Below are 20,881 nucleotides of genomic sequence, written 5' to 3'. Positions count from 1 at the left end.
ACCTTAAAAATGAAAGCTAAAGGGGGAGATGCTGGCTTTGCGCCAGTTTTGCAAGCAGTTCGCGCGCCGAGAGACTCGCATCGTGCCCGTTGGAAAGATAGTCGTCCATCGCAGCGCGAACCGGTTCCAACTCAAGCCCCAGGATCATCTCCTTGATCGGGCCGATCGAGGACGCGCCCATGGACAGCCGGGTCATGCCCAGAGCCAGAAGGGCCAGCGCTTCAATCGGGCGTCCGGCCAATTCCCCGCACATGGTGACAGGCTTATTGTGCGCGTGCGCTGCATCGACAATGGCTTTAAGCGCCTTGAGACGCGGTCGGGCAATCGCATCATATTTGCGCGCCACGCGCGGATTAGCCCGGTCCGCAGCGGTCAGGAACTGGATGAGGTCGTTCGAGCCGATTGAAACGAAATCGGCATTGGGCAGCAGGCTGTCCAACTCAAAAATGATCGAAGGCACCTCGATCATCGCACCGATTTCAAGTTCTTCGGGCACAGCCATGCCCAACCGGGGCAAGCGTGCGACTTCCCGCGCGATGATTTTCTTCACCGCGAGAAATTCCACAGTTTCGGTAACCATCGGAACCAGAAGCTTGAGCGGAGCGCCATTGGCGGCCTGCAACAGGGCACGGACCTGCGTGCGCAAGAGCCCCGGCCGATCGAGCGCCAGCCTGATCGAGCGCCAGCCCATGGCCGGATTCTCTTCCGACATGGACCGCATATAAGGAATCACCTTGTCACCGCCGATATCGAGCAAACGGAAGACGATGGGTTTACCCCCGGCCAGCCGCATGGCTTCCGAATAAAGCGCAACCTGGTCCTTGATGCGCGGCATTTTCGACGCGATCATGAATTGCAGCTCGGTGCGGAACAACCCCACGCCGTCCGCGCCGGTTTCCTCAAGCGCGCTCATATCGGCAAGCAAGCCGGAATTGTGCAAAAGCGTTATCGGGGTGCCATCGCGGGTGATCGCGGGCTTGTCCTTGAGCGCTGCATAATGGGCCAGGCGCTTGGCCGACAGGCGGACTTTATCGATATAGGTGGCTTCGATATCGGCAGGTGGCCGCAAATGAACGGTGCCCGCGAACCCGTCGACGATGATATTGTCACCGTCCTCGCTCATCGAAACAATATTTTCGGCCTGGCCGACCGCAACAAGTCCGACAGAGCGCGCGACAATGGCAACATGGGCCGTTGCGGCACCTTCCTCGAGCACAACCGCGCGCAATCTGGTGCGGTCATATTCAAGCAGGTCGGCCGGCCCCATATTGCGCGCCACAAGAACGGCATTTTCGGGCAATTCCTTGCCCAGCGCCGAGCCATTGCCGGTCAGGATGCGCAACAGCCGATTGGCCAGATCGTCAAGATCGTGCAGCCGGTCGCGAATATAGGGATCGGTCTGGCGCAACATGCGCGCACGGGTATCGTTCTGGACGCGCTCGACGGCTGCTTCTGCCGTCAGTCCGGACTCGATCGCTTCCTCAAGCCGACGCACCCAGCCCCTGTCATGGGCGAACATGCGGTAGCTTTCGAGGATCTCCCGATGATCGGACGGGATCTGCATGTCGCCAGAATTGAGCATATCGTCGATCGAAACGCGCATGGTCCGAAGCGCGGTATCGAGCCGCTCTTTTTCCACATCGGTATCGTCGGCAACGAAATTGGAAACCACAACGCGCGGATCGTGCAGGACCACCTGGCCCAGCGCGATGCCTTCGGAAAAGCCCACGCCATTAAACAGCCGGGGGCGGCGCAGATCGATGTCGGAACCCGGCTTGATCAGTGCATCGAAATCTGCGGTCGAGATCATTTCGGCAAGCAGCGTTGCCGTTGTCAGAAGCGCTTCGGTCTCGTCCTCGCCATAAATGCGCCGCTCCTGGTTCTGAACGACGAGAACGCCAAGCGTCTGCCCTGCCCGCAAGACCGGCACGCCCAGAAAGGAGGAATAGGGATCTTCGCCGGTTTCCGGACGATAAGCGAACGAAGGATGTTCGGGCGCATTTGTGAGCCGCAAGGGTTCGGCTTCGGCCGCGATAAGCCCGACAAGGCCCTCGCCCAGCCGCAATGTAGTAAGATGCACGGCCTCGCGCTTGAGCCCGTGGGTTGCGAAAAGTTCCAGCGCGCTGTCGTCACGCAAAACATAGAACGAGCACACATCGGCCCGCATGTTTTCGGCAATCAGGTCGACGATCTTGTCGAGCCGGGCCTGGCTTGCCAGCGACTCAGCCATTGTTTCGCGCAACTGGCGCAACAGGATGCGCGGTCCGCCAATTGCTTGTGCCATGCCATTACCCTGACAGCGCTGCTCGCTGCCCCGCTTGAATTTCGCTTGTCACCCGGCCAGGGTCATAAGATTCACCCGTCGGCCTTGTCCAGACCGTAATAGGTATGGAGCGCCCGAACTGCAAGTTCGGCATATTCTTCTTCGATCAGAACCGAGGTCTTGATTTCCGAGGTTGTGATCAACTGGATGTTGATTCCCTTGTCCGCCAGCGCCTTGAACATGGACGAGGCAACGCCGGCGTGGCTGCGCATACCCACGCCCACGACCGAAATCTTGGCGCCGCCCTTCGAGCCGGAAATCGAGTCATATTCGAGCCCCGGCGCCGCCTTGAGCACATTGAGGGCCTTGTCGAATTCGCTGTCGGGGATGGTGAAGGTGATGTCGGTTTCCCCGCCATCTTCCGATACGTTCTGGACGATCATGTCGACTACGATCCGCGCATCGGCAAGCGGCCCGAAGACAGCCGCGGCAACACCAGGCCGGTCCTTGACCCTTCTCAGGGTGATCTTGGCTTCGGCCTTGGCCAGCGTTACCCCAGAAACAATCTGCTTTTCCACGATTTCATCCTCTCCGCAAACCAATGTGCCGGTCGCACCCCATTCCGAACCCTCGGCGGACGGGGCATCGGGATCGTCAAAACTCGAGCGCACCACCAGCCGCACGCCTTGTGCCATGGCCAGTTCCACCGAGCGGGTCTGCAAGACCTTGGCGCCAAGCGAAGCCATTTCCAGCATTTCTTCAAACGACACGCGTTCAAGCCGTTTCGCCTTGGGCGCAATCCGTGGGTCAGTGGTATAAACGCCATCGACATCGGTATATATATCACACCGGTCCGCCCTGACCGCTGCGGCAACAGCCACCGCGCTCGTATCGGACCCCCCGCGACCAAGCGTTGTCACGCGACCCTTGTCGGAAATCCCCTGAAAGCCCGTCACCACCGGAACCCAGCCATCGGAAAGCCGCTCATCGAGATTTTCCGGGTCAATACCGGTGATCCGCGCCGAGCCGTGGGAATCGTCGGTATGGATCGGCACCTGCCAGCCGGTATAGGACCGCGACTGGATGCCCATTTCCTGCAGAACGATTGACATAAGCCCGGCAGTTACCTGCTCACCGGAGGCCACCACCGCATCATATTCGCGCGCATCGTGCATTGGTGCAGCTTCGGTACACCAGCCCACGAGTTCATTGGTCTTGCCCGACATGGCCGAGACCACGACAGCCACTTCATGGCCGGCATCGACTTCGCGTTTGACATGGCGTGCCGCATGCCGGATCCGCTCGATATTGGCGACCGAGGTGCCGCCAAACTTCATCACTATGCGCGCCATTCAGAATTCCCGAAATTCCAATCTCCGGCAAAAGCCGGAGCCTGTAGCCCCTTAAGTTGCGCTGGTGAGTGCCACAAAGCTGTGATCTTAGCAATAACCCAGATGAGACCTGCGGCTCCAAGACAGCTTGACTTGATGCCGTGCCAAGGCCACCTCTGGACCAGTCAAGACATAAGAGGCACCCATGGCCGACACCACAATCAGCCCCGACGAAATCGAAAAATTCCACAAGATGGCGGCCGAATGGTGGGACCCCAAGGGCAAGTTCAAACCGCTGCACAAGTTCAATCCGGTACGCCTTGCCTATATCCGCGAACATGTGCTGGCCCATTTCAGCCTGGACGGCAATAAGATGCGCCCCTTTGAGGGTTTGCGCCTGCTCGACATCGGGTGCGGCGGCGGGCTTTTATGCGAGCCCATGGCGCGGCTTGGCGCAACAGTGGTCGGCGCCGATGCAGGTGAAAAGAACGTCAAGATCGCCGCGCTGCACGCCGAACAATCGGGTCTTGAGATCGACTATCGCGCCACGACATCGGAGGCTCTGGCCGAAGCTGGCGAACAGTTCGATGTGGTGCTCAACATGGAAGTGGTCGAGCACGTTGCCGACGTTCCGCTTTATCTTGAAAGCTGCTGCAAGCTGGTCAGGCCCGGCGGGCTTATGTTTGTCGCCACCATAAACCGCACGGCCCGCGCCTATGCTCTCGCCATCGTGGGGGCCGAACGGATTCTGCGCTGGCTGCCCAAGGGCACCCATCAATACGAAAAGCTGGTGACGCCCGAAGAAATCACCTCTGTCACCAAGCGAAGCGGCATGAACGTGATCGACAAGACCGGCGTGACCTTCAACCCGCTCAAGAACGAATGGGGCAAAAGCCCGGACATGGCAGTCAATTACATGTTGCTGCTGGCAAAGCCACAATAGGGACGCAAGCCGGAGGCAACATGGTGAACGGCCTTTTCGCCAAGGCACGATCCTGGGCGCAGGCGATCAAGCGCGATGTCGTGGCGTTATGGCTTGCAGCGCGCGATCCAAGAACGCCAATCATCGCCAAGGCGCTGGCCACACTGGTGGCCGCCTACGCACTATCCCCGATCGACCTCATTCCCGACTTCGTTCCGGTCCTGGGCTATCTCGACGACCTCGTGCTAGTCCCTCTGGGCATCATGCTCGCCATTCGCCTCATACCCGATGCCGTAATTGCAGAGATGCGCCTGCGGGCGGCCGAGAAAATCGAGCGACCGCAAAGCCGGTGGGCAGCGCTCCTCATCATCATTATCTGGATTACAGCGGCAACGGCCGCAGGCGTCTGGCTCTACAACGCGGTCGGCGATCGGTTCGCCTAATTGTGCTCGTCAGGAAGGTCGGGCAACGGCATGAAGTCGATGCCATCATCGATCAGCGAGGCAACCTCGTCGCGGGTTGCTTCACCGTAGATGCCGCGCTCCTCGGTTTCGTTGAAGTGGATCTTGCGTGCTTCCTCGGCAAATTTATCGCCCACATAATCGGCATCGGCCGTCAATTTTTGCTTGAGCGTGCGCATGGCGGCAAGCAGTTGTGCCCGCTCGGGATGGCCAGCGGACAACGCGACCTGCTTTTCCGGCGCACCTTCCCGTTTCGTTGAAATGGCGGGTGCCATCAGCGCCTTTTCGATTTTTGACGAATTGCAGATCGGACAGGTCAGAATGCCCCTGGCCGCCTGATCGTCATAGGCCTGCGCATTGCGAAACCACGCGTCAAAGCGATGGCTGGCCTCACATGTCAGGGTATATTGAATCACGTCCGATGTTCCTTTGTTTCGTTCAACCCCTGCCCGGCTGCGCAAAACTGCGGGCATTGGCCAGCGCGGGCACCCTTTGGCGCGCCGCGTCAATCGCGTCAAGATCGATCTGCGCAAAAATCAGGCCCGGCGCATCGCCATCGGCCTGAGCAATAATTTCGCCCCATGGGGCAACAACAAGCGAATGACCATAGGTGGACCGGCCATTTTCATGCAGCCCGCCTTGCGCTGCCGCCACGATGAAACACCCGGTTTCAATCGCCCTTGCGCGCAACAGCACTTCCCAATGGGCCTGTCCAGTCGGTACGGTAAAAGCCGCAGGCACAGCAATCACCTGCGCCCCTGCTTCCGCCAAAGCCCGGTAAAGGGCACCAAAGCGCATATCATAGCAGATTGAAAAGCCTAAGCCGAATAACGAGGTCGTGGCCATAACGGCCTGCTCCCCACCCGCATATGTCGCGCTTTCCCGATAGGCCTGCTGGCCGGGCAGATTGGCATCGAAAAGATGAATCTTGTCGTAAGTGGCCGCAAGCGCCCCATCGGGCGAAAACAGCATGGACCGGTTGGCAAAGCGTCCATCAGGCAAGGCAATCGCCATCGAGCCGAGATGAAGATAAAGCCCGGCATCCTTTGCCAGATCCGAAAGCCGCCTGACAGCGCCATTATTCTCAAAAGGCTCGGAACGCGCGGTGAGCATATCGCGGTTTTCCGCGAACAGGACACTCATTTCAGGCGTAAGGACGTAACGCGCCCCCTTTTTTGCTGCCGCTTTCACCTGCTCTTCGATAAAGGCAAGATTGGCATTGGGATCGACGCCCGAACACATCTGCAAAACGGCAATCGGAACCGGCTCACCCATTCAGGCCGCGCCTTGCAAAAGGGGTTCGAGCTTGCCTTCGCGCTCAAGTGCAGCCAGATCGTCAAACCCACCAACATGGGTCGGGCCGACGAAAACCTGCGGCACCGTGCGCCGCCCATTGGCGCGCTGGGTCATGGCCGCACGCAGTTCGGCATCAACGACGGAGATTTCTTCATATCCTATGCCCTTACCGTCGAGCAGCGCTTTGGCCGCATGGCAATAGGGGCAAGTGGGCGTGGTATAGATCTCAACCTTGTTCATTCTCTTTCCGTTGCTCTCCCGAAGCGGTGTCTGGTTAGGGCAATTATACTGTCATATCTTCGTCAAACACAACGCGGGCGAAGCTGAGCACGTCAACATGCCCTGCTCCGGCCCGCTTGAGCGTTTTGGCAATTGCCGTCGCGGTGGCGCCGGTGGTCACGACATCATCGACCACGATGATGCGCTTGTTGCCGTAACGCGCCAGCCGCGCCGCATCGGCCCAGAACGCACCTGTGACATTGGCCGCGCGCTGGCGGGCATTGAGCCCGACCTGCTGGCTGGTGCGCCGATGCCGCGCAACTAGATTGGTATCGAGAGGCAGTTTTGCAAGCCTTGCCAGAATACGCGCCAGTTCCGCCGATTGGTTGTAGCGCCGGGCCATGCGCCGGAACGGATGCAGCGGCACTGGCACCAGAACTCCGTCTGGAGCGAGAATATCGGGCGCCGCGTTGAGGATCATCCGGGCGCAAAACAACGCGATTTCGGGCCGGTCCGAATATTTCATCCGGCTCACAAGTTTTCGCGCAAGGTCGGTATAGGCAACGGCCGAACGCGCCCGATCAAAGACAGGCGGATTGGCAATGGCTTGGGGCGATGCGGCGCCTGCGCCCATATCAGTTGCAAAAGGCAGCCCCAGAACCGGGCACATGGGATCGGTAATGGGCCGCAACTGGGTCCAACAGAGCGTGCAAAGCCCATCCGGGGTACTGACAGCTTGCGCGCAGGCAATGCAGACCGGCGGGAAAAGTTGATCGAGCGCGAACCTGCCAATTGCGTGCAAGCTCCCCAAACGCCCACGACCCTGTTGGGCTTTGACAAGCCCTCTTTCGCTCTCCATAAGGCCAACAATTAGCTGCTTGCCAGCACCAAGACCAGCCCAAGATCGAAAACCATGTCCCAAACACCCAGGATTTTTGACCGCGCCCTTGTTGCCCGCCGCATCGAACGGCTGGCCGGACATGCCAATTTTATCCATGAGCTTGTGGCTGCCGATCTTCATGACCGGCTGGCCCCGGTGACGCGCGATTTTCAAAAAGCGCTCATCATCGGCCCGGACGCACGCGCCCTGCCCGCTCAAAGTCGGTCGGGCAATGGCCCTATCGATTTCGAGCGTGTTTCAAGCCTTGTGCCCGATGCCGGTTTCAGAACCATCGACCCGGAACATTTCGATCCGGGGCAGAAAGACTACGACCTGATCGTTTCCCTGCTCGACATGCAGGTGGTCAATAATGTGCCAGGCTTTCTCGACACGGCGCGCGCGCATCTGGCGCCGGACGGGCTGTTTATCGCCGCGCTGATCGGTGGGCGCAGCCTCACCGAATTGCGTGACGCGTGGCTTGCAGCCGATGTGGAAATGGCGGGCGGGGTTTCCCCCCGCGTAGCCCCGATGATCGATGTACGCGACGCAGGTGGATTGTTGCAACGTGCCGGTTTTGCGCTGCCGGTTACAGACCTTGAAACCCATGTCGTGCGCTATGCAACTCCGTTCGCCCTGTTTGACGAATTGCGCGGGATTGGCGCGACCAATCCGCTGGCTGAACGCGGGCGGGGGCTGACAACGCCGGCGCGTCTGGCAAGGGCGGCCCAAATTTATGCTGAACGCTATGCGGATGCTGACGGCAGGGTGCGCGCAACGCTGGAAATTCTTTGGCTTTCCGGCTGGGCGCCCCATGAAAGTCAGCAAAAACCCCTGCGGCCCGGATCGGCGCAAAAAAGCCTGCGCGATGTTTTGGGGGATAAGGGCTAAAGCAGATCGCACAAAGGTGCGATGAGCGGTTCGTCGGCTGGCGGCATCGGATAATCGCGCAGGTTGCGCGGGCTCACCCATTTCAGCGCGCTATGCTCGTGGCTTTGCGGATCGCCCTGCCATTTGCGGCACACATATAGCGGCATCAGCAGATGAAAATTCTCATAAGAGTGGCTGGCAAAGGTGAGGGGCGCAAGACAGGCCTCTTGGGTTTCGACCCCAAGCTCCTCGCGCAATTCGCGGATCAGCGCCGCTTCAGGCGTTTCGCCCGGATCGACCTTGCCGCCGGGAAATTCCCAGAGCCCGGCCAGTTGCTTGCCTTGGGGGCGCTGGGCGATAAGCACCCGCCGGTCGGCATCGACAAGCGCACAGGCCACCACAAGAGTGATTTTCATTGGCCCTCCGGGGCATAGCGATAATGATAGGGATAGCGATAGGTAAAGCCCATCGACAGATAAAGCGCCACCGCCGCGCTGTTGCCCGCTTCCACCTGCAGGCAGGTATGGCGCGCACCCGAATCGGCCAGCCAGCTCAGCCCACTTGCCATGAGCCTGCGTCCCAGCCCGTTGCGCCGATGCCTAGGGTCGGAAATGACATTGAGGAAAACGCCGGTCCCATATGCTTGCGCGCATAAAAGCGAGGCTTTGGGATGACCCTCGCTGTCGGCAATCACCAGCCCTTTGGCCGGCACGCGGATTTTCGCGACCATCTGCCGGAAGGTTTCGGCCTGCTCGGACGTATAGTCCTGAAGTCCGATCTGGGCAGCAAGGAAATCGGGATCTTTAGGGTCAAGGACAGCCACATCGGCATCATAGCCAACCGTCCCGGTCAGTGGCGCCTCAAGGACCAGCGAAGGCGATGCAGCCTGCCAGCCTTTTTCCTCAAGCTTTGCAAAGGTTTCGCGCCCGGTCAGCGGGGTTACGCGAAAAACCGGCCAGAGACCGCGCGCCCGATAGTGACCGGCCAGCGATTCGAGCCTTTGGCCCGGCTTGGTTTCATCGTCCGGATCAAGGCAATTGATCGAGTTGGCGCGTTGTGACAGCCCATTGGCAAAGCGCGCCTGCCAGGCGCCTTCCGCAACAATCTCCAGCGCAGGCCAGGCCGCCAGCATCGCAACTTCAAGATCGCGAACCGAGGGCACGGCGCTAAGACCTGTAGCTGCCATTGATATCGATATACCCATGGGTAAGATCGCAAGTATAGATCGTGGCCGTGCCGTCACCCAAACCCAGATCGACACTGATCTCCAGTTCCTCACCCTTCATGTAGGCGCTGGCAGCCTCTTCTGAATAATCGGGTGAGCGCTCGCCTGCGCGCGCAACCACGATGTCGCCAAAGGCAATGCGCAGCTTGTCCCGGTCGGCAGGTTCGCCCGCCTTGCCCACAGCCATGACGATGCGGCCCCAATTGGCGTCTTCCCCCGCAATGGCAGTTTTGACCAGCGGGGAATCGGCGATGGCGCGCGCAATCGTGTCCGCGCTTTTATCCGAGGTCGCGCCAGTGACCGTAACCGAAACAAATTTGGTTGCCCCCTCGCCGTCGCGCACCACCTGCATGGCAAGATCAAACAATACATCGCCCAGCGCCGCGCCAAAGGTTTCCGCGCGTGGGTCGTCGAGCGAAACGATCGCGTCGATCCCTTGCGCCTTGCCGGTTGCAAAGGCTAAAAGCGTGTCGGAGGTCGAGGTATCGCTATCGACCGTGATCGCGTTAAAGCTGGTCTGATTGTGCTTTGCCAGCAGTGTCTGAAGTACCGGTGCGGCAATGGGCATGTCGGTAAAAACAAAGCTCAGCATCGTCGCCATATCCGGCGCAATCATGCCCGAACCTTTGGCAATGCCCGAAATCTGGATCTCCACCCCATCGATCTCGACACTTGCCGTTGCAAGTTTGGGGAAGGTGTCGGTTGTCATAATCGCCTTGGCGGGTTCCATCCATGGCGATGCGACCAAAGCGCCTGCGAGCCGGTCGAGCACGCCCTCAAACTTGCGGGCATCGAGCGGTTCGCCGATTACGCCGGTGGAAGCGAGAAAGACTTCATCTTCGCGACAGCCCACCGCCTTTGCTGCGATCTGCGCCGTAAGCGCCACGGACTCCCGGCCCTTGATGCCGGTAAAGGCATTGGCATTACCCGAATTGACCACCAGGGCCCGCGCTTTGCCGCCAGCGAGCTTGTCCCGGCACCATTCAATGGCAGCGGACGGGCATTTGGAACGCGTCAGAACCCCGGCAACGACGGTTTCAGGATCAAAGACGGCAAGCAATACATCGGTGCGCCCCTTGTAGCGGATGCCCGCCTCGGCGGTTGCAAAGCGCACCCCGCCGATTTCGGGCAGGTCCGGATAGGACTTGGGGGCCAGGGGCGAGACCGGATGAACCATGATGAAAGCACCTTACAAGGCAGGATCAGATTGGCACCCGGTTTGCCTCAATCCTTTCCCGCTTGCAAGGGCGCTGGCGCACTTGGCCAGAGGAACCGTGATCGGCCGGCCACCAAAATAAAAAAACCCCGGCTTTAGCGACAACCGGGGTTTTTGTTAAAGCTAATGCCGAGTGGCGGGACTATATCCCGTCCTGCTCCCGGACCGCTGCCGCAAGTTCGGGATCGGGAATGTCGATCTCGGCCTGCTCCTTGAGCGCACCGACGATTTCATTGAAGGTTTCATAAAGCAGCTGCTGGGCGATCTGGCCTCGCGCCTGATCGAGCGGGGGCGGGCTGGCCTCGCGCTGATCTTCGAGCAGGATCAGATGCCAGCCGAACTGGGTTTCCACCGGCTCGGACAACTCGCCTACCTCCATCGCAAAAACAGCCTGCTCGAAAGGACCGACCATCTGCCCGGCAACGAAATAGCCAAGATCGCCGCCTGTCTGGCGCGTGCCATCGGTGCCGTATTCGCCCGCCGCATCGGCGAAAGTGCGCCCGCCTTCGATTTCTTCGCGAATCGACTGCGCTTCTTCCAGCGTCGGCACAAGGATATGACGCGCGCGATATTCTGTTTCGCCCTCGAATTCCGAGCTCAAGGCTTCATAGGCTGCGGCAATGCGTTCATCGGTGATTTGCGCTTCGATTGCGTCCGAGAAAAAGGCGCGGCGCAGGGCGCGATCTTCAAGATAGGCAAGGCGCTGGGCGAAAATATCGGTCTGGTCCAGCCCGGCATCGCGCGCGGCATTGGCCATGATCTTCATGTCGATCATCACCGTTAAAAGAAAAGCACGACGCTCGGCCGGCGGGATCTGCTGAAGATCCTGCACGAGATCTTCAGCGGCAAACAACAGATCGGCCTCCGTGATCACCTCATCGCCCACCCGCGCCACGACATCGTCTGGCTGAGTGCCTTGGGTCTGCGCAAAAGCCGGTGCTGCCGCCAGCCCCAATACAAGAGCGCAAGGCAGGGCCATCCGGCGCAGAAGCGCTGCAAGCGTGGCGAATGTGGTTGTCATGATAATCCATACTCCCGGTTTCGCCGGGCCCCCGCACCCGACCTGTTAGACATAATTGACCCATTGGCCCATCTTTGGGGCTGGTTTGGCCGATTTTGCCAGCGTTGACAACCCTACCGGGCACTCTTACATGTCCGGAACGTTTTTACGTGCCTATTGTTTTCCGCGCACCGGCATGCCTTTTACGGCCAGTTGGTCCGCCGCGGACAAAAGGCGCGCGTTTTAACTGTTCTAAGGACTTGTTTATGGCTCTTGCAGCGCTTGCCCGAAAGCTTTTCGGATCCGCAAATGACCGGCGTGTCAGGCGCTACCAACCGAAGGTCGATGCAATCAACGCACTCGAACCCGAGTTTGAAAAGCTCTCTGACGACCAGCTGCGCGCAAAGACAGACGAATTCCGCGACCAGCTCGCCAAAGGCGAAAAGCTCGACAATCTGATTGTGCCCGCCTTTGCTACTGTCCGCGAGGCGGCAAAGCGAACGCTGGGCATGCGACACTTTGACGTCCAGCTTATCGGCGGCATGGTGCTCAACGAGCATTCGATCACCGAGATGCGCACCGGCGAAGGCAAGACATTGGTGGCAACCCTGGCCGCCTATCACAATGCCCTGGCTGGCAAGGGCGTGCATATCGTCACCGTCAATGACTATCTCGCTTCCCGTGACGCCGAATGGATGGGCAATATCTATCGCTTCCTCGGACTGGAAGTGGGCATCATCAAGCATGGGCTTTCCGATGCCGAGCGCAAGGCCGCCTATGCCGCCGACATTACCTACGGCACCAATAACGAATTCGGCTTCGACTATCTGCGCGATAATATGAAATACAGCCGCGAACAGATGGTCCAGCGCGGCCATAATTTCGCGATTGTCGACGAAGTGGACTCGATCCTTATCGACGAGGCGCGCACGCCCCTCATCATTTCCGGCCCGTCACAGGACCGCTCCGAGCTTTACACCACGATCGACAAGTATATCCCGCTGCTCGTCGAGGAAGACTATACGATCGACGAAAAACACCGTTCGGCCAGCTTTACCGACGAAGGCATCGAAAAGCTCGAGGAAATCCTCGAGCGCGATGGGGTTATCAAGTCCGGTTCGCTCTATGACATTGATAACGTGTCGATCGTTCACCACCTCAATTCGGCACTGCGCGCTCACAAGATCTTCTCGCGCGACAAGGACTATATCGTCCGCAACGACGAAGTGGTGATCATCGACGAGTTCACCGGCCGCATGATGCCGGGCCGGCGCTTTTCCGAAGGCTTGCACCAGGCTCTTGAAGCGAAAGAAAAGGTCAAGATCCAGCCCGAGAACCAGACGCTGGCCTCCATCACCTTCCAGAACTATTTCCGGCTTTACAAAAAGCTGTCCGGCATGACCGGCACCGCCGATACCGAGGCTGCCGAATTTGCCGATATTTACGGGCTTGCCGTTGTGACCGTGCCCACAAACGTGCCCATCGCCCGTATCGACGAGGACGACGCGATCTATCGCACGGTGGAAGAAAAATTCAACGCCATCACCGATCTGGTTGTCGAATGCCGCGAGCGCCGTCAACCGGTGCTCGTCGGGACAACCTCGATCGAGCGCTCCGAAATGCTTGCCGAGCACCTGAAGAAGAAGGGCGTCAAGGACGTTCAAATTCTCAATGCCCGCTATCATGAGCAGGAAGCCTATATCATCTCCCAGGCCGGGGTTCCCGGCGCTGTGACGATCGCCACCAACATGGCAGGCCGCGGCACCGACATTCAGCTTGGCGGCAATCTGGAAATGCGCATTGCCGCCGAGACAGAAGGACTTGAAGGCGAGGCGCTCGAAAAAAGGACCGCCGAGATCAAGGCCGATGTCGCCAAGCGCAAGGCCGAGGCCCTCGAAGCAGGCGGGCTCATGGTGATCGGCACCGAGCGCCACGAAAGCCGACGTATCGACAACCAATTGCGTGGCCGCTCGGGACGTCAGGGCGATCCCGGCCATTCCAAATTCTTCGTGTCGCTGCAGGACGATCTCATGCGGCGCTTCTTCCCCGAGCGCATGGAAAAAATCCTGACCTCGCTGGGGCTCAAGGACGGCGAATCGATTTCCGACGGTCTTGTGACCAAAGCCATCGAACGCGCCCAGACCCGTGTAGAAGCGCACAATTTCGATATCCGCAAAAACATCCTCAAATATGACGATGTGATGAACGATCAGCGCAAGGTGATCTTCGAGCAGCGGCTTGAACTGATGGACGATGAGCACGTTACCGATACCATCGCCGATATGCGCCACGATGTCGTGGATTCGATTATCGCGAAATCCTGTCCTGACCGCTCGTTCCCTGAGCAGTGGAACATCGAGCAGCTTCAGGCTGCCTGCAAGACCTACCTCAACATCGCACCCCCGCTCCCCGAGTGGATCGACGAGGAAGGCATGGACCTCGAAGTGCTGCGCGAACGGCTGATCAAGGCGGCCGATGAATTTGCCGCCGCCAAATCCGCCCGTATCGGCCCTGACACGATGCGCCAGATCGAAAAATCGATCATTTTGCAATCGATTGATGGACTGTGGCGCGACCACCTGATTACGCTCGACCATCTCTCCAAGGTTGTCGGCTGGCGCGGCCTTGCCCAGCGCGACCCCCTGAACGAATACAAGCAGGAAGCGTTCGAGCTGTTCTCGCAATTGCTCAACAATCTGCGCGAGCTGGTAACGACCCAGATGAGCCACGTGGAATTGCAGGTGCGCCAAGCGCCGCCCCAGCCGCAAGCGCCCGACCTGAGCCAGCTCAAGGCCTCCCACATCAATCCCCAGACCGGGGAAAACGAGGTGAGCCAGGCCGCAGCCCAGGCCAATGCGCCAAGGGGCCAGCTAACCCCGGAACAGATGGCCCGCACACGTCGCAACGAGCTGTGCCCCTGCGGTTCAGGCAAGAAGTTCAAGCATTGCCACGGCGCTTATTAGCGGCCATTGCCAATACCGATATATCAAAGAACTCCGTTGCCCCCGGCAGCGGAGTTTTCTTTTGCAGCCAGCCGCCCGGCGTTAACATTTGGGTGAAATTGATCCGCTAGGTTCAATTGCATCACCACAGTAAAAGCTGACCTTTTAATAAAAAATCAGCAATTTCATCAGCAAAACATAAAAGCGATACTGAAATAGTCTCTGCCTTGAACGTTAATTCACAAGTGCATGCCGGGGGGACGCTCAGGCGGCGGAGACAAATCTATGACGATTGGTCAGATAACGATCAGTGCCGCGGACTGGATGGCCTCGAAAGTCAGCGACCGCATGGAACTGCTCGCCATCGCCGCCCAGCAATCGGCGGACGAACCCGACGCGGTGACTGCCGCAAGTGAGTCTGGCAAGGGCAATACAGATAGCGAACACCGCAATCAGGATCGCTCCATCCTTGCGGCCCAGGAAAACTACAAACGCGTTGCGGCCAGGATCAAGGCAAGACTTTCCGCGCCCGACGACACCGAATCCAAAGTTAAAACAGCCGAATCCGAAGACGCGACGCGCGCGAGTGCCATTGCGTCGCTGGAAAAAAGTCCATCGCTTGCGGCGGCCCTGATGGCCGACATTCCCAGAGCCGGGCCGGAGACAAAATCCTCCGGCCCGGCCGGGGACACCGACAAACAAAGCGCGACCGCTGCCGCAAACGACGCACCGATAACCGACGAGCACGACCGGTCCGCCCTCCAAAAGGGCGCGCAGACCGAACGATCATCCGACCTCAAGAACGATTTTGAAGACCTCCATCCAAAGGGGTTATGGCAGGATCTGTTCGTGGACAGGAACGGATCGGACGCAGCACCCGACCTCAAGCAATAGCCCCGAAAGCCCCTAACCCTTCCCCCTTGCCCCTTTGGGAACCGGCAACGTGCCCTGCGCGTTTGCTCTGGCGTTGCAATGCTCAAAAATGCATTGTTTGACATATGATTACAGTGGTGCCGGCAATAGGGGCAGGGCTTGAGTTTTGAACAGATCGCACTTTTTGTGCTGATTGGCGGTGTCCTGGTGGCGCTGCTGTGGGGGCGTTTCCGCTATGATCTCATAGCGTTTGCGGCGCTTATCATCGGGGTGACGATTGGGATCGTGCCGGCCGACACCGCTTTTTCGGGCTTTGGCCATGACGCCACCATCATCATAGCGCTGGTGCTTGTCGTAACTGCAGGCTTATTGCGCTCGGGCGCCATCGACATCGTGGCAAGGATCGCGGTTGATCGAACGCGCAGTCTTACGGCGCATATCGCCATTCTGGGCGGTGTCGGCGCGGCTTTGTCAGGTTTTATCAACAATGTCGCAGCGCTTGCGCTCCTAATGCCCATCGATATGCAGGCGGCTCAGAAAGCTGCGCGTCCGCCATCGGTGACACTCATGCCGCTTGCCTTTGCGACCATTCTCGGTGGCATGCTGACCATGATCGGCACACCGCCAAACATCATCATCGCCGCTTATCGCCAGCAGGTAACGGGCGAAGGCTTCGCCATGTTCGACTTTACCCCTGTGGGGGCCGCATGTGCGCTGGCAGGGTTGGCCTTCATTGCCTTTGGCGGCTGGCGGCTGATCCCCCAGCACAAGGAAAATCAAGCCAAACCCGACGATGAGAGCAGCGCGCTGTACACTGCCGAACTCGTGGTCAACGAAAAATCGCGCGCAATCGGCCAGGTGCTGCGCGACCTCGACCCCGAAGCCGACGAGCATGACTGCACGATTGTCGGGCTGGTACGGCGCAATAAACGCCTTGCCGGACGCGCTCGGCGCGAAAAAGTGAAAAAAGGCGACCTTATCGTTATCCATGGCAGCCCCGACGCGCTCAACGCGCTGGCCGGAGCCTTGGGATTGAGCCTGCAGGGGAAATCTGGAGAGCAGGCCGAACTCACGCCCGAACTGGCAATTGTCGAGGCGATCGTGGCCTCCGACAGCAGAATTGTCGGGCGCACCGCCAACGAAATTCAGATGATGCGCGGCTTTGGCGTCTCGCTGCTCGGCATTTCCCGTTCGGGCAAGGCAATCAAGGAGCGCGTACGGCGGACGCCCTTGCAGACGGGCGATGTGCTCTTGTTGCTCGGCAACGAGGATACGATCGAAAACGCCATCACCAGCATGGGTTGCCTTCCCATGGCCGGTTCCATTCCCGTGGTGCGCCACGAAAAGGCCTGGGCTGCCATCGGCCTGTTCGGCGCAGCGGTTGCCGCTGGCGCATTCGGCATCACGCCCCTCACGGTGGCCCTGGGTGCGGTCGCGGTGCTCTACGTCCTGTTCGGCATCCTTCCGGTCCGGGATATCTATACTTCCATCGAATGGCCGGTTGTGGTGCTGCTCGGTTCGCTTTTGCCGGTTGGCATGGCGCTCGAAACGTCCGGCGGCACCGCTATTCTGGCTGGCGGACTGGCACAGGTGGCCCAGCATCTGCCCCCGTGGATGGCCCTCATGGCCGTTCTTGTCGTGACCATGACGCTTTCGGACGCGCTCAACAATGCTGCAACGGCGGTGATTGCGGCACCGGTGGCCTATGGGCTGGCGCAATTGCTGGAGGTCAACCCGGATGCCTTTCTGATGGCGGTTGCAATCGGGGCGAGTTGTGCATTTCTCACCCCGATCGGGCACAATAACAATGCCCTGATCATGGGACCGGGCGGCTATCGCTTTTCCGACTATTGGCGCATCGGCCTGCCGCTCGAACTCATCATTGTGGCGATTGGTGTACCGGCCATCATGATTTTCTGGCCGCTTTAGAGCGTGTCCAGCAAAAGCATGCCCTCGGACTTAATCCAGGGCTGGAAACGATTCTGCGGTTCGGACACGCGACAAAACAATGACTTAGAGCCGGGTTTTGATTCCATCAAAACCTGAACGGCTCTAGAGCAGACCGGGCAGTCCTCGCTAGCCTTCGTCTGGCGTTGCGGCAGGCGCCTGTGCCGTGGCGCCCGGATTGAAGATATTGGTGAAAAAGCCCGAAATCGCCTCACCGCGTGCCGCTGCGGCTTCCTGGGCGGCAACCCGGCGTTGTTCTGCAGCAATCGATGCAGCCTCGGTATCGGAACGACGGCTGATCTCAAGCCTCAAGGCTTCGGCATCTGATGCCTGCTTGGCCATAAAGGCGGAAACAATGGAGGAATCTGCCTGTACGGCCTGACAGGTTGTGCCTGCCATCGATGAGGTGGCATTTGCCGCCGTTGGCTGACGGAAGACGTAGCGCCCCTCACACACATCCCAGGTCGGAGGATGATTGGCGACCTCGAAATAGTCGTAGCCTTCCTTGAGATTCTTCCAGAATTCGATATGCGGGCTGGACTGGTGACGGGCAAGGTTCTGCGGCGTCATGCGGAAGGGGAAAATCTGCACCTCAAAGCTGCGATTGCCGCCCGCAAAAGCCTCGCGCGCCAAGGCATAAATCTCGGAGATCTGGTCGTCTTCCATGGCATAGCACCCTGCTGACGAGCAGGCCCCATGCACCATCAGATGGCTACCGGTGCGCCCATGCGCGCGATCGAACTTGTTGGGAAAGCCCAGATTGAAGGCCAGATGATAATTGGAACGGGGGTTCATCAAGCCGGGCGTGATCGTATAAAATCCTTCGGGGGCCTGACGATCCCCTTCGGCAAATTTGGGACCGAGTTCGCCTGACCAGGTGCAGATTTCATAAGACTTCAAGAGCTTGTAAGAGCCGTTTGCAGTCTGCTTCCAGACCTCGAGCGTATCCTCTTCCTTATAGATGCGCACCATCATGGCGGCCTTTGGCGTCGACCCGATTGCCGCAATTCGCGCTTTGATCGCCGAACTTAGAGGCACCAGATGCCGGCCATCTCCCTCAAGTGGCGAACATGCAGCCAGAACGGCTGCCACAACGAATGTGAGCGCAATAGTTACTGCAGAGCGGATCATCCAAGCCCGTACCGTTTACATAAAACCTGCCCATGGTCTTATGCCCGCCATGGTTAAGGTCTCGTAAGGTTTTCGCATCCTGCAGGAAAAAACCACGCAATTTACGAAAAATCCCACTCACTTTCAGGTGAGCGCGGTCCCGATTGCAAGGAATTTTTCACGGCGATGCTCGCGAATTTCAAGCGGACCACGGCCATCGCCGAAATCGGAGAGGAAGGAAAGGATCTGTTTTTTGGTCGCAGTCATCACCTCGCCGGGGTGGCGGTGCGCGCCCCCGACGGGCTCTTCAATGATGCCATCGATGACGCCGAAGTTCAAAAGATCCTGTGCGGTGATCTTCATGGAATTGGCCGCATCCTGGGCCTTTCCCGCATCGCGCCAGAGGATCGACGCCGCCCCTTCGGGCGAAATTACCGAATAGACCGCATGTTCTAGCATCAGAACCCGGTTGGCCGTGGCAATGGCAATCGCGCCGCCCGATCCGCCTTCCCCGATAACGATGGAGAGGTTGGGCACGCCGATCTCGAGGCATTTTTCGGTCGAGCGGGCGATGGCCTCGGCCTGACCGCGCTCCTCGGCGCCAATGCCCGGATAGGCACCAGCGGTGTCGACAAAGGAGATCACAGGCAAGCCGAACCGGTCGGCAATATCCATCAACCGCACGGCCTTGCGATACCCCTCGGGCCGGGCCATGCCGAAATTGTGCTTGAGACGGCTTTCGGTATCGCTGCCGCGCTCCTGCCCCAGGATCGCGACCGGCTGGCCGTCGATCCGGCCCAGCCCGGCTTGAATAGCCGGATCCTCGGCGAATTTGCGATCACCGGCAAGCGGCTGCCATTCGGTGACAAGCGCTTTGACATAATCGCTGAAATGGGGACGCTGAGGATGCCGCGCAATCTGCGTTTTCTGCCACGGGGTGAGCTTTTTATAGATGTCGCGCAACGCATCCTCGGCGCGCTGCTGAAGGCGGATCACCTCGTCGCCAATAGAAACAGCCTCGTCGGTCTGGGCCAGCGACTTAAGTTCGGCAATCTTGCCTTCAAGCTCGGCTACCGGCTTTTCAAAATCGAGATAGGACTGCATTGAGGGCCCGTTACTGGTGGCGAAAAAGTAAAACTGCGCTAAGGCGCCAAAGTGGCCGGAAAGTGGCCATATCGGCGCCCAATGTCAAGAACCGCCCGATGAGAGTGGGTGATGAACCTCCAAAAGTTCACGCAAATGTTCGTCGAGCACATGTGTATAAATCTGGGTGGTGGCAATATCGGCATGACCCAAAAGCATCTGCACAACGCGCAGATCGGCGCCATATTGCAAAAGATGGCTGGCAAAAGCGTGCCGGAGAACGTGTGGGGATATTTTGGCCGACGCAATGCCCGCCCGCCCGGCAAGGGCCTTTAGGTCCCGTGCGAAAACCTGCCGAGCCAGATGCCCTTCCGCGCCCTTGGCCGGAAACATGAATTTGCCCGGCCCGGTTTTCTCAATTCTGCCCTTCCAGGCGACAAGCGCATCGCGCGCCCTGTCGTTGAGCGGTACGATCCGCTCCTTGCCGCCCTTGCCAGTAACCGAAAGATAGGATGCGTCCCGCATCAGGCTTTTACGCTCAAGCGCAACGAGTTCGCTTACCCGCAAGCCCGTAGCATATAAAAGCTCAAGCAGCACATAGAGCCGCTGTGCAGCCTCACTGACCGAGGCGCTGGCGCTTTGATCTTCTGCCTCCGATTGCGCACGCGCCAAAAGCGTATCCACTTCATCAACGCTTAAAACCTTGGGCAAGGCGCGGCGCGTCTTGGGCGCCGGTGCGATCCGGGCTGGATCGTCCTTGCGCAAACCCTCGCTCATCAGGAACCGGTGCAGCTGGCGAATGGCACTCAGCCGTCTTGCCGCGGAACTGGCGGCAAGGCCCTGCGCTTCGATGCTGGCAATATAGCTGGCAACCTCGTCGCGCCCTACCGTCAGCACGGTCTTGCCCTTACTGGAAAGGGCAGCGCAGTAATCCTCAAGATCGCGTGTGTAGGCCGCAATCGTATTGGCCGCCGCCCCGCGCTCGGCGCTCATCATTTCCAGAAAGGCATCGACAAGATGCGCGCTCATACCGGCCCATCCGAAAACAGGTCCCGAGCCGGAATGCGCACGGTTACTTCCCGTTCCTGCGGCTCGACAAGCACCGAAAGCGCAAACATGCCCGCATAGGCAAGTCCGACAAGAAAAGCGATGGCCACCAGAAGGCGGAATAGGGTTGGCATGAGGCCATAGACTCCGTTGTGCCCGCGCCTTGCATCAACTGTTCCAGATTTGCCCGGCCACGGCA

The 20,881-nt window shown here is 59.2% G+C and carries 20 protein-coding genes; 6 read left to right on the top strand and 14 right to left on the bottom strand.

The window, feature by feature from the left end:
• Nucleotides 1–16 precede the first annotated feature (16 nt).
• Nucleotides 17–2,284, bottom strand: a complete 2,268-nt coding sequence (gene ptsP / locus EO133_RS10205) for a phosphoenolpyruvate--protein phosphotransferase (protein ID WP_127072548.1) — start codon at nt 2,282–2,284, stop codon at nt 17–19.
• Between the two features lie 71 nt (nt 2,285–2,355).
• On the bottom strand, nt 2,356–3,615 hold the full coding sequence (locus EO133_RS10200) for an aspartate kinase (protein ID WP_127072547.1): 1,260 nt from the start codon (nt 3,613–3,615) through the stop codon (nt 2,356–2,358).
• A 184-nt stretch (nt 3,616–3,799) separates the two neighbouring features.
• Here EO133_RS10200 and ubiG point away from each other — a divergent pair, with 184 nt between their 5' ends.
• Entirely contained in the window at nt 3,800–4,537 is a 738-nt protein-coding gene (gene ubiG / locus EO133_RS10195) for a bifunctional 2-polyprenyl-6-hydroxyphenol methylase/3-demethylubiquinol 3-O-methyltransferase UbiG (RefSeq protein ID WP_127072546.1), read from the top strand.
• A gap of 20 nt (nt 4,538–4,557) precedes the next feature.
• Nucleotides 4,558–4,959: a YkvA family protein gene (locus EO133_RS10190; protein WP_127072545.1), complete on the top strand. Its 402-nt coding sequence runs from the start codon at nt 4,558–4,560 to the stop codon at nt 4,957–4,959.
• Here the strand turns inward: EO133_RS10190 and EO133_RS10185 are convergent.
• From EO133_RS10185 to EO133_RS10170, 4 genes are read right to left on the bottom strand one after another with little or no spacing between them, the layout of a single operon-like run.
• A complete protein-coding gene (locus EO133_RS10185) occupies nt 4,956–5,393 on the bottom strand; it encodes a DUF1178 family protein (RefSeq protein WP_127072544.1) in 438 nt (145 codons plus the stop codon). The two genes, EO133_RS10190 and EO133_RS10185, sit on opposite strands and share 4 nt — an antisense overlap.
• A 22-nt stretch (nt 5,394–5,415) precedes the next feature.
• Nucleotides 5,416–6,252 carry a carbon-nitrogen hydrolase family protein gene (locus EO133_RS10180; RefSeq protein WP_127072543.1) on the bottom strand — a complete coding sequence of 279 codons (837 nt, stop codon included), beginning with the start codon at nt 6,250–6,252 and terminating at the stop codon, nt 5,416–5,418.
• A complete protein-coding gene (gene grxC / locus EO133_RS10175; protein WP_127072542.1) occupies nt 6,253–6,513 on the bottom strand; it encodes a glutaredoxin 3 in 261 nt (86 codons plus the stop codon).
• Nucleotides 6,514–6,556: 43 nt separating this feature from the next.
• Nucleotides 6,557–7,294 (bottom strand): ComF family protein, encoded by a 738-nt coding sequence (locus EO133_RS10170; RefSeq protein ID WP_244640535.1) that lies wholly within the window; start codon nt 7,292–7,294, stop codon nt 6,557–6,559.
• Between the two features lie 111 nt (nt 7,295–7,405).
• On the opposite strand from EO133_RS10170, the gene EO133_RS10165 reads away from it, so the two are divergent.
• Complete coding sequence (locus tag EO133_RS10165) at nt 7,406–8,260, top strand: class I SAM-dependent methyltransferase (protein ID WP_127072540.1); 855 nt, start codon at nt 7,406–7,408, stop codon at nt 8,258–8,260.
• Here the strand turns inward: EO133_RS10165 and mutT are convergent.
• The 4 genes from mutT to EO133_RS10145 all read right to left on the bottom strand — a co-directional run bounded on the left by mutT (nt 8,257) and on the right by EO133_RS10145 (nt 11,701).
• Nucleotides 8,257–8,655: an 8-oxo-dGTP diphosphatase MutT gene (gene mutT / locus EO133_RS10160; RefSeq protein ID WP_127072539.1), complete on the bottom strand. Its 399-nt coding sequence runs from the start codon at nt 8,653–8,655 to the stop codon at nt 8,257–8,259. The genes EO133_RS10165 and mutT overlap by 4 nt on opposite strands.
• Complete coding sequence (locus EO133_RS10155; RefSeq protein WP_164734969.1) at nt 8,652–9,425, bottom strand: GNAT family N-acetyltransferase; 774 nt, start codon at nt 9,423–9,425, stop codon at nt 8,652–8,654. Before EO133_RS10155 ends, mutT begins: the two co-directional genes overlap by 4 nt.
• Nucleotides 9,406–10,641, bottom strand: coding sequence for a bifunctional glutamate N-acetyltransferase/amino-acid acetyltransferase ArgJ (gene argJ / locus EO133_RS10150; protein ID WP_127072537.1), 1,236 nt, complete (start codon nt 10,639–10,641; stop codon nt 9,406–9,408). Before argJ ends, EO133_RS10155 begins: the two co-directional genes overlap by 20 nt.
• Before the next feature lie 181 nt (nt 10,642–10,822).
• Complete coding sequence (locus EO133_RS10145; protein WP_127072536.1) at nt 10,823–11,701, bottom strand: peptidylprolyl isomerase; 879 nt, start codon at nt 11,699–11,701, stop codon at nt 10,823–10,825.
• Between the two features lie 245 nt (nt 11,702–11,946).
• On the opposite strand from EO133_RS10145, the gene secA reads away from it, so the two are divergent.
• From secA to EO133_RS10130, 3 genes are all read left to right on the top strand, one after another.
• Entirely contained in the window at nt 11,947–14,643 is a 2,697-nt protein-coding gene (gene secA, locus EO133_RS10140) for a preprotein translocase subunit SecA (RefSeq protein WP_127072535.1), read from the top strand.
• Between the two features lie 264 nt (nt 14,644–14,907).
• On the top strand, nt 14,908–15,516 hold the full coding sequence (locus EO133_RS10135; RefSeq protein ID WP_127072534.1) for a hypothetical protein: 609 nt from the start codon (nt 14,908–14,910) through the stop codon (nt 15,514–15,516).
• Nucleotides 15,517–15,654: 138 nt separating this feature from the next.
• Nucleotides 15,655–17,424 carry an SLC13 family permease gene (locus EO133_RS10130; protein WP_127072533.1) on the top strand — a complete coding sequence of 590 codons (1,770 nt, stop codon included), beginning with the start codon at nt 15,655–15,657 and terminating at the stop codon, nt 17,422–17,424.
• 147 nt (nt 17,425–17,571) lie between these two features.
• Here the strand turns inward: EO133_RS10130 and EO133_RS10125 are convergent, their stop codons facing one another.
• From EO133_RS10125 to EO133_RS10110, 4 genes are all read right to left on the bottom strand, one after another.
• Nucleotides 17,572–18,573, bottom strand: coding sequence for a L,D-transpeptidase family protein (locus EO133_RS10125; RefSeq protein WP_127072532.1), 1,002 nt, complete (start codon nt 18,571–18,573; stop codon nt 17,572–17,574).
• 123 nt (nt 18,574–18,696) lie between these two features.
• Nucleotides 18,697–19,656, bottom strand: coding sequence for an acetyl-CoA carboxylase carboxyltransferase subunit alpha (locus EO133_RS10120; RefSeq protein ID WP_127072531.1), 960 nt, complete (start codon nt 19,654–19,656; stop codon nt 18,697–18,699).
• Nucleotides 19,657–19,740: 84 nt separating this feature from the next.
• Nucleotides 19,741–20,664: a site-specific tyrosine recombinase XerD gene (locus tag EO133_RS10115; RefSeq protein ID WP_127072530.1), complete on the bottom strand. Its 924-nt coding sequence runs from the start codon at nt 20,662–20,664 to the stop codon at nt 19,741–19,743.
• Complete coding sequence (locus tag EO133_RS10110) at nt 20,661–20,816, bottom strand: histidine kinase (protein ID WP_127072529.1); 156 nt, start codon at nt 20,814–20,816, stop codon at nt 20,661–20,663. The genes EO133_RS10115 and EO133_RS10110 overlap by 4 nt, the downstream gene beginning before the upstream one ends.
• Nucleotides 20,817–20,881 lie beyond the last annotated feature (65 nt).

The sequence above is a fragment of the Pelagibacterium lentulum genome (assembly GCF_003992625.1).
In the GTDB taxonomy this organism is placed as follows: domain Bacteria; phylum Pseudomonadota; class Alphaproteobacteria; order Rhizobiales; family Devosiaceae; genus Pelagibacterium; species Pelagibacterium lentulum.
Note: the sequence above shows the minus strand (reverse complement) of the source record. Positions and strands in the feature narration are given on the sequence as shown.

What these genes read in the sequence shown, in the direction of transcription:
- ptsP (WP_127072548.1), bottom strand. Translation starts at nt 2,284, where the DNA reads ATGGCACAAGCAATTGGCGGACCGCGCATCCTGTTGCGCCAGTTGCGC.
- EO133_RS10200 (WP_127072547.1), bottom strand. Translation starts at nt 3,615, where the DNA reads ATGGCGCGCATAGTGATGAAGTTTGGCGGCACCTCGGTCGCCAATATC.
- ubiG (WP_127072546.1), top strand. Translation starts at nt 3,800, where the DNA reads ATGGCCGACACCACAATCAGCCCCGACGAAATCGAAAAATTCCACAAG.
- EO133_RS10190 (WP_127072545.1), top strand. Translation starts at nt 4,558, where the DNA reads ATGGTGAACGGCCTTTTCGCCAAGGCACGATCCTGGGCGCAGGCGATC.
- EO133_RS10180 (WP_127072543.1), bottom strand. Translation starts at nt 6,252, where the DNA reads ATGGGTGAGCCGGTTCCGATTGCCGTTTTGCAGATGTGTTCGGGCGTC.
- grxC (WP_127072542.1), bottom strand. Translation starts at nt 6,513, where the DNA reads ATGAACAAGGTTGAGATCTATACCACGCCCACTTGCCCCTATTGCCAT.
- EO133_RS10165 (WP_127072540.1), top strand. Translation starts at nt 7,406, where the DNA reads ATGTCCCAAACACCCAGGATTTTTGACCGCGCCCTTGTTGCCCGCCGC.
- mutT (WP_127072539.1), bottom strand. Translation starts at nt 8,655, where the DNA reads ATGAAAATCACTCTTGTGGTGGCCTGTGCGCTTGTCGATGCCGACCGG.
- EO133_RS10155 (WP_164734969.1), bottom strand. Translation starts at nt 9,425, where the DNA reads ATGGCAGCTACAGGTCTTAGCGCCGTGCCCTCGGTTCGCGATCTTGAA.
- argJ (WP_127072537.1), bottom strand. Translation starts at nt 10,641, where the DNA reads ATGGTTCATCCGGTCTCGCCCCTGGCCCCCAAGTCCTATCCGGACCTG.
- EO133_RS10145 (WP_127072536.1), bottom strand. Translation starts at nt 11,701, where the DNA reads ATGACAACCACATTCGCCACGCTTGCAGCGCTTCTGCGCCGGATGGCC.
- secA (WP_127072535.1), top strand. Translation starts at nt 11,947, where the DNA reads ATGGCTCTTGCAGCGCTTGCCCGAAAGCTTTTCGGATCCGCAAATGAC.
- EO133_RS10135 (WP_127072534.1), top strand. Translation starts at nt 14,908, where the DNA reads ATGACGATTGGTCAGATAACGATCAGTGCCGCGGACTGGATGGCCTCG.
- EO133_RS10125 (WP_127072532.1), bottom strand. Translation starts at nt 18,573, where the DNA reads ATGATCCGCTCTGCAGTAACTATTGCGCTCACATTCGTTGTGGCAGCC.
- EO133_RS10120 (WP_127072531.1), bottom strand. Translation starts at nt 19,656, where the DNA reads ATGCAGTCCTATCTCGATTTTGAAAAGCCGGTAGCCGAGCTTGAAGGC.
- EO133_RS10115 (WP_127072530.1), bottom strand. Translation starts at nt 20,664, where the DNA reads ATGAGCGCGCATCTTGTCGATGCCTTTCTGGAAATGATGAGCGCCGAG.
- EO133_RS10110 (WP_127072529.1), bottom strand. Translation starts at nt 20,816, where the DNA reads ATGCCAACCCTATTCCGCCTTCTGGTGGCCATCGCTTTTCTTGTCGGA.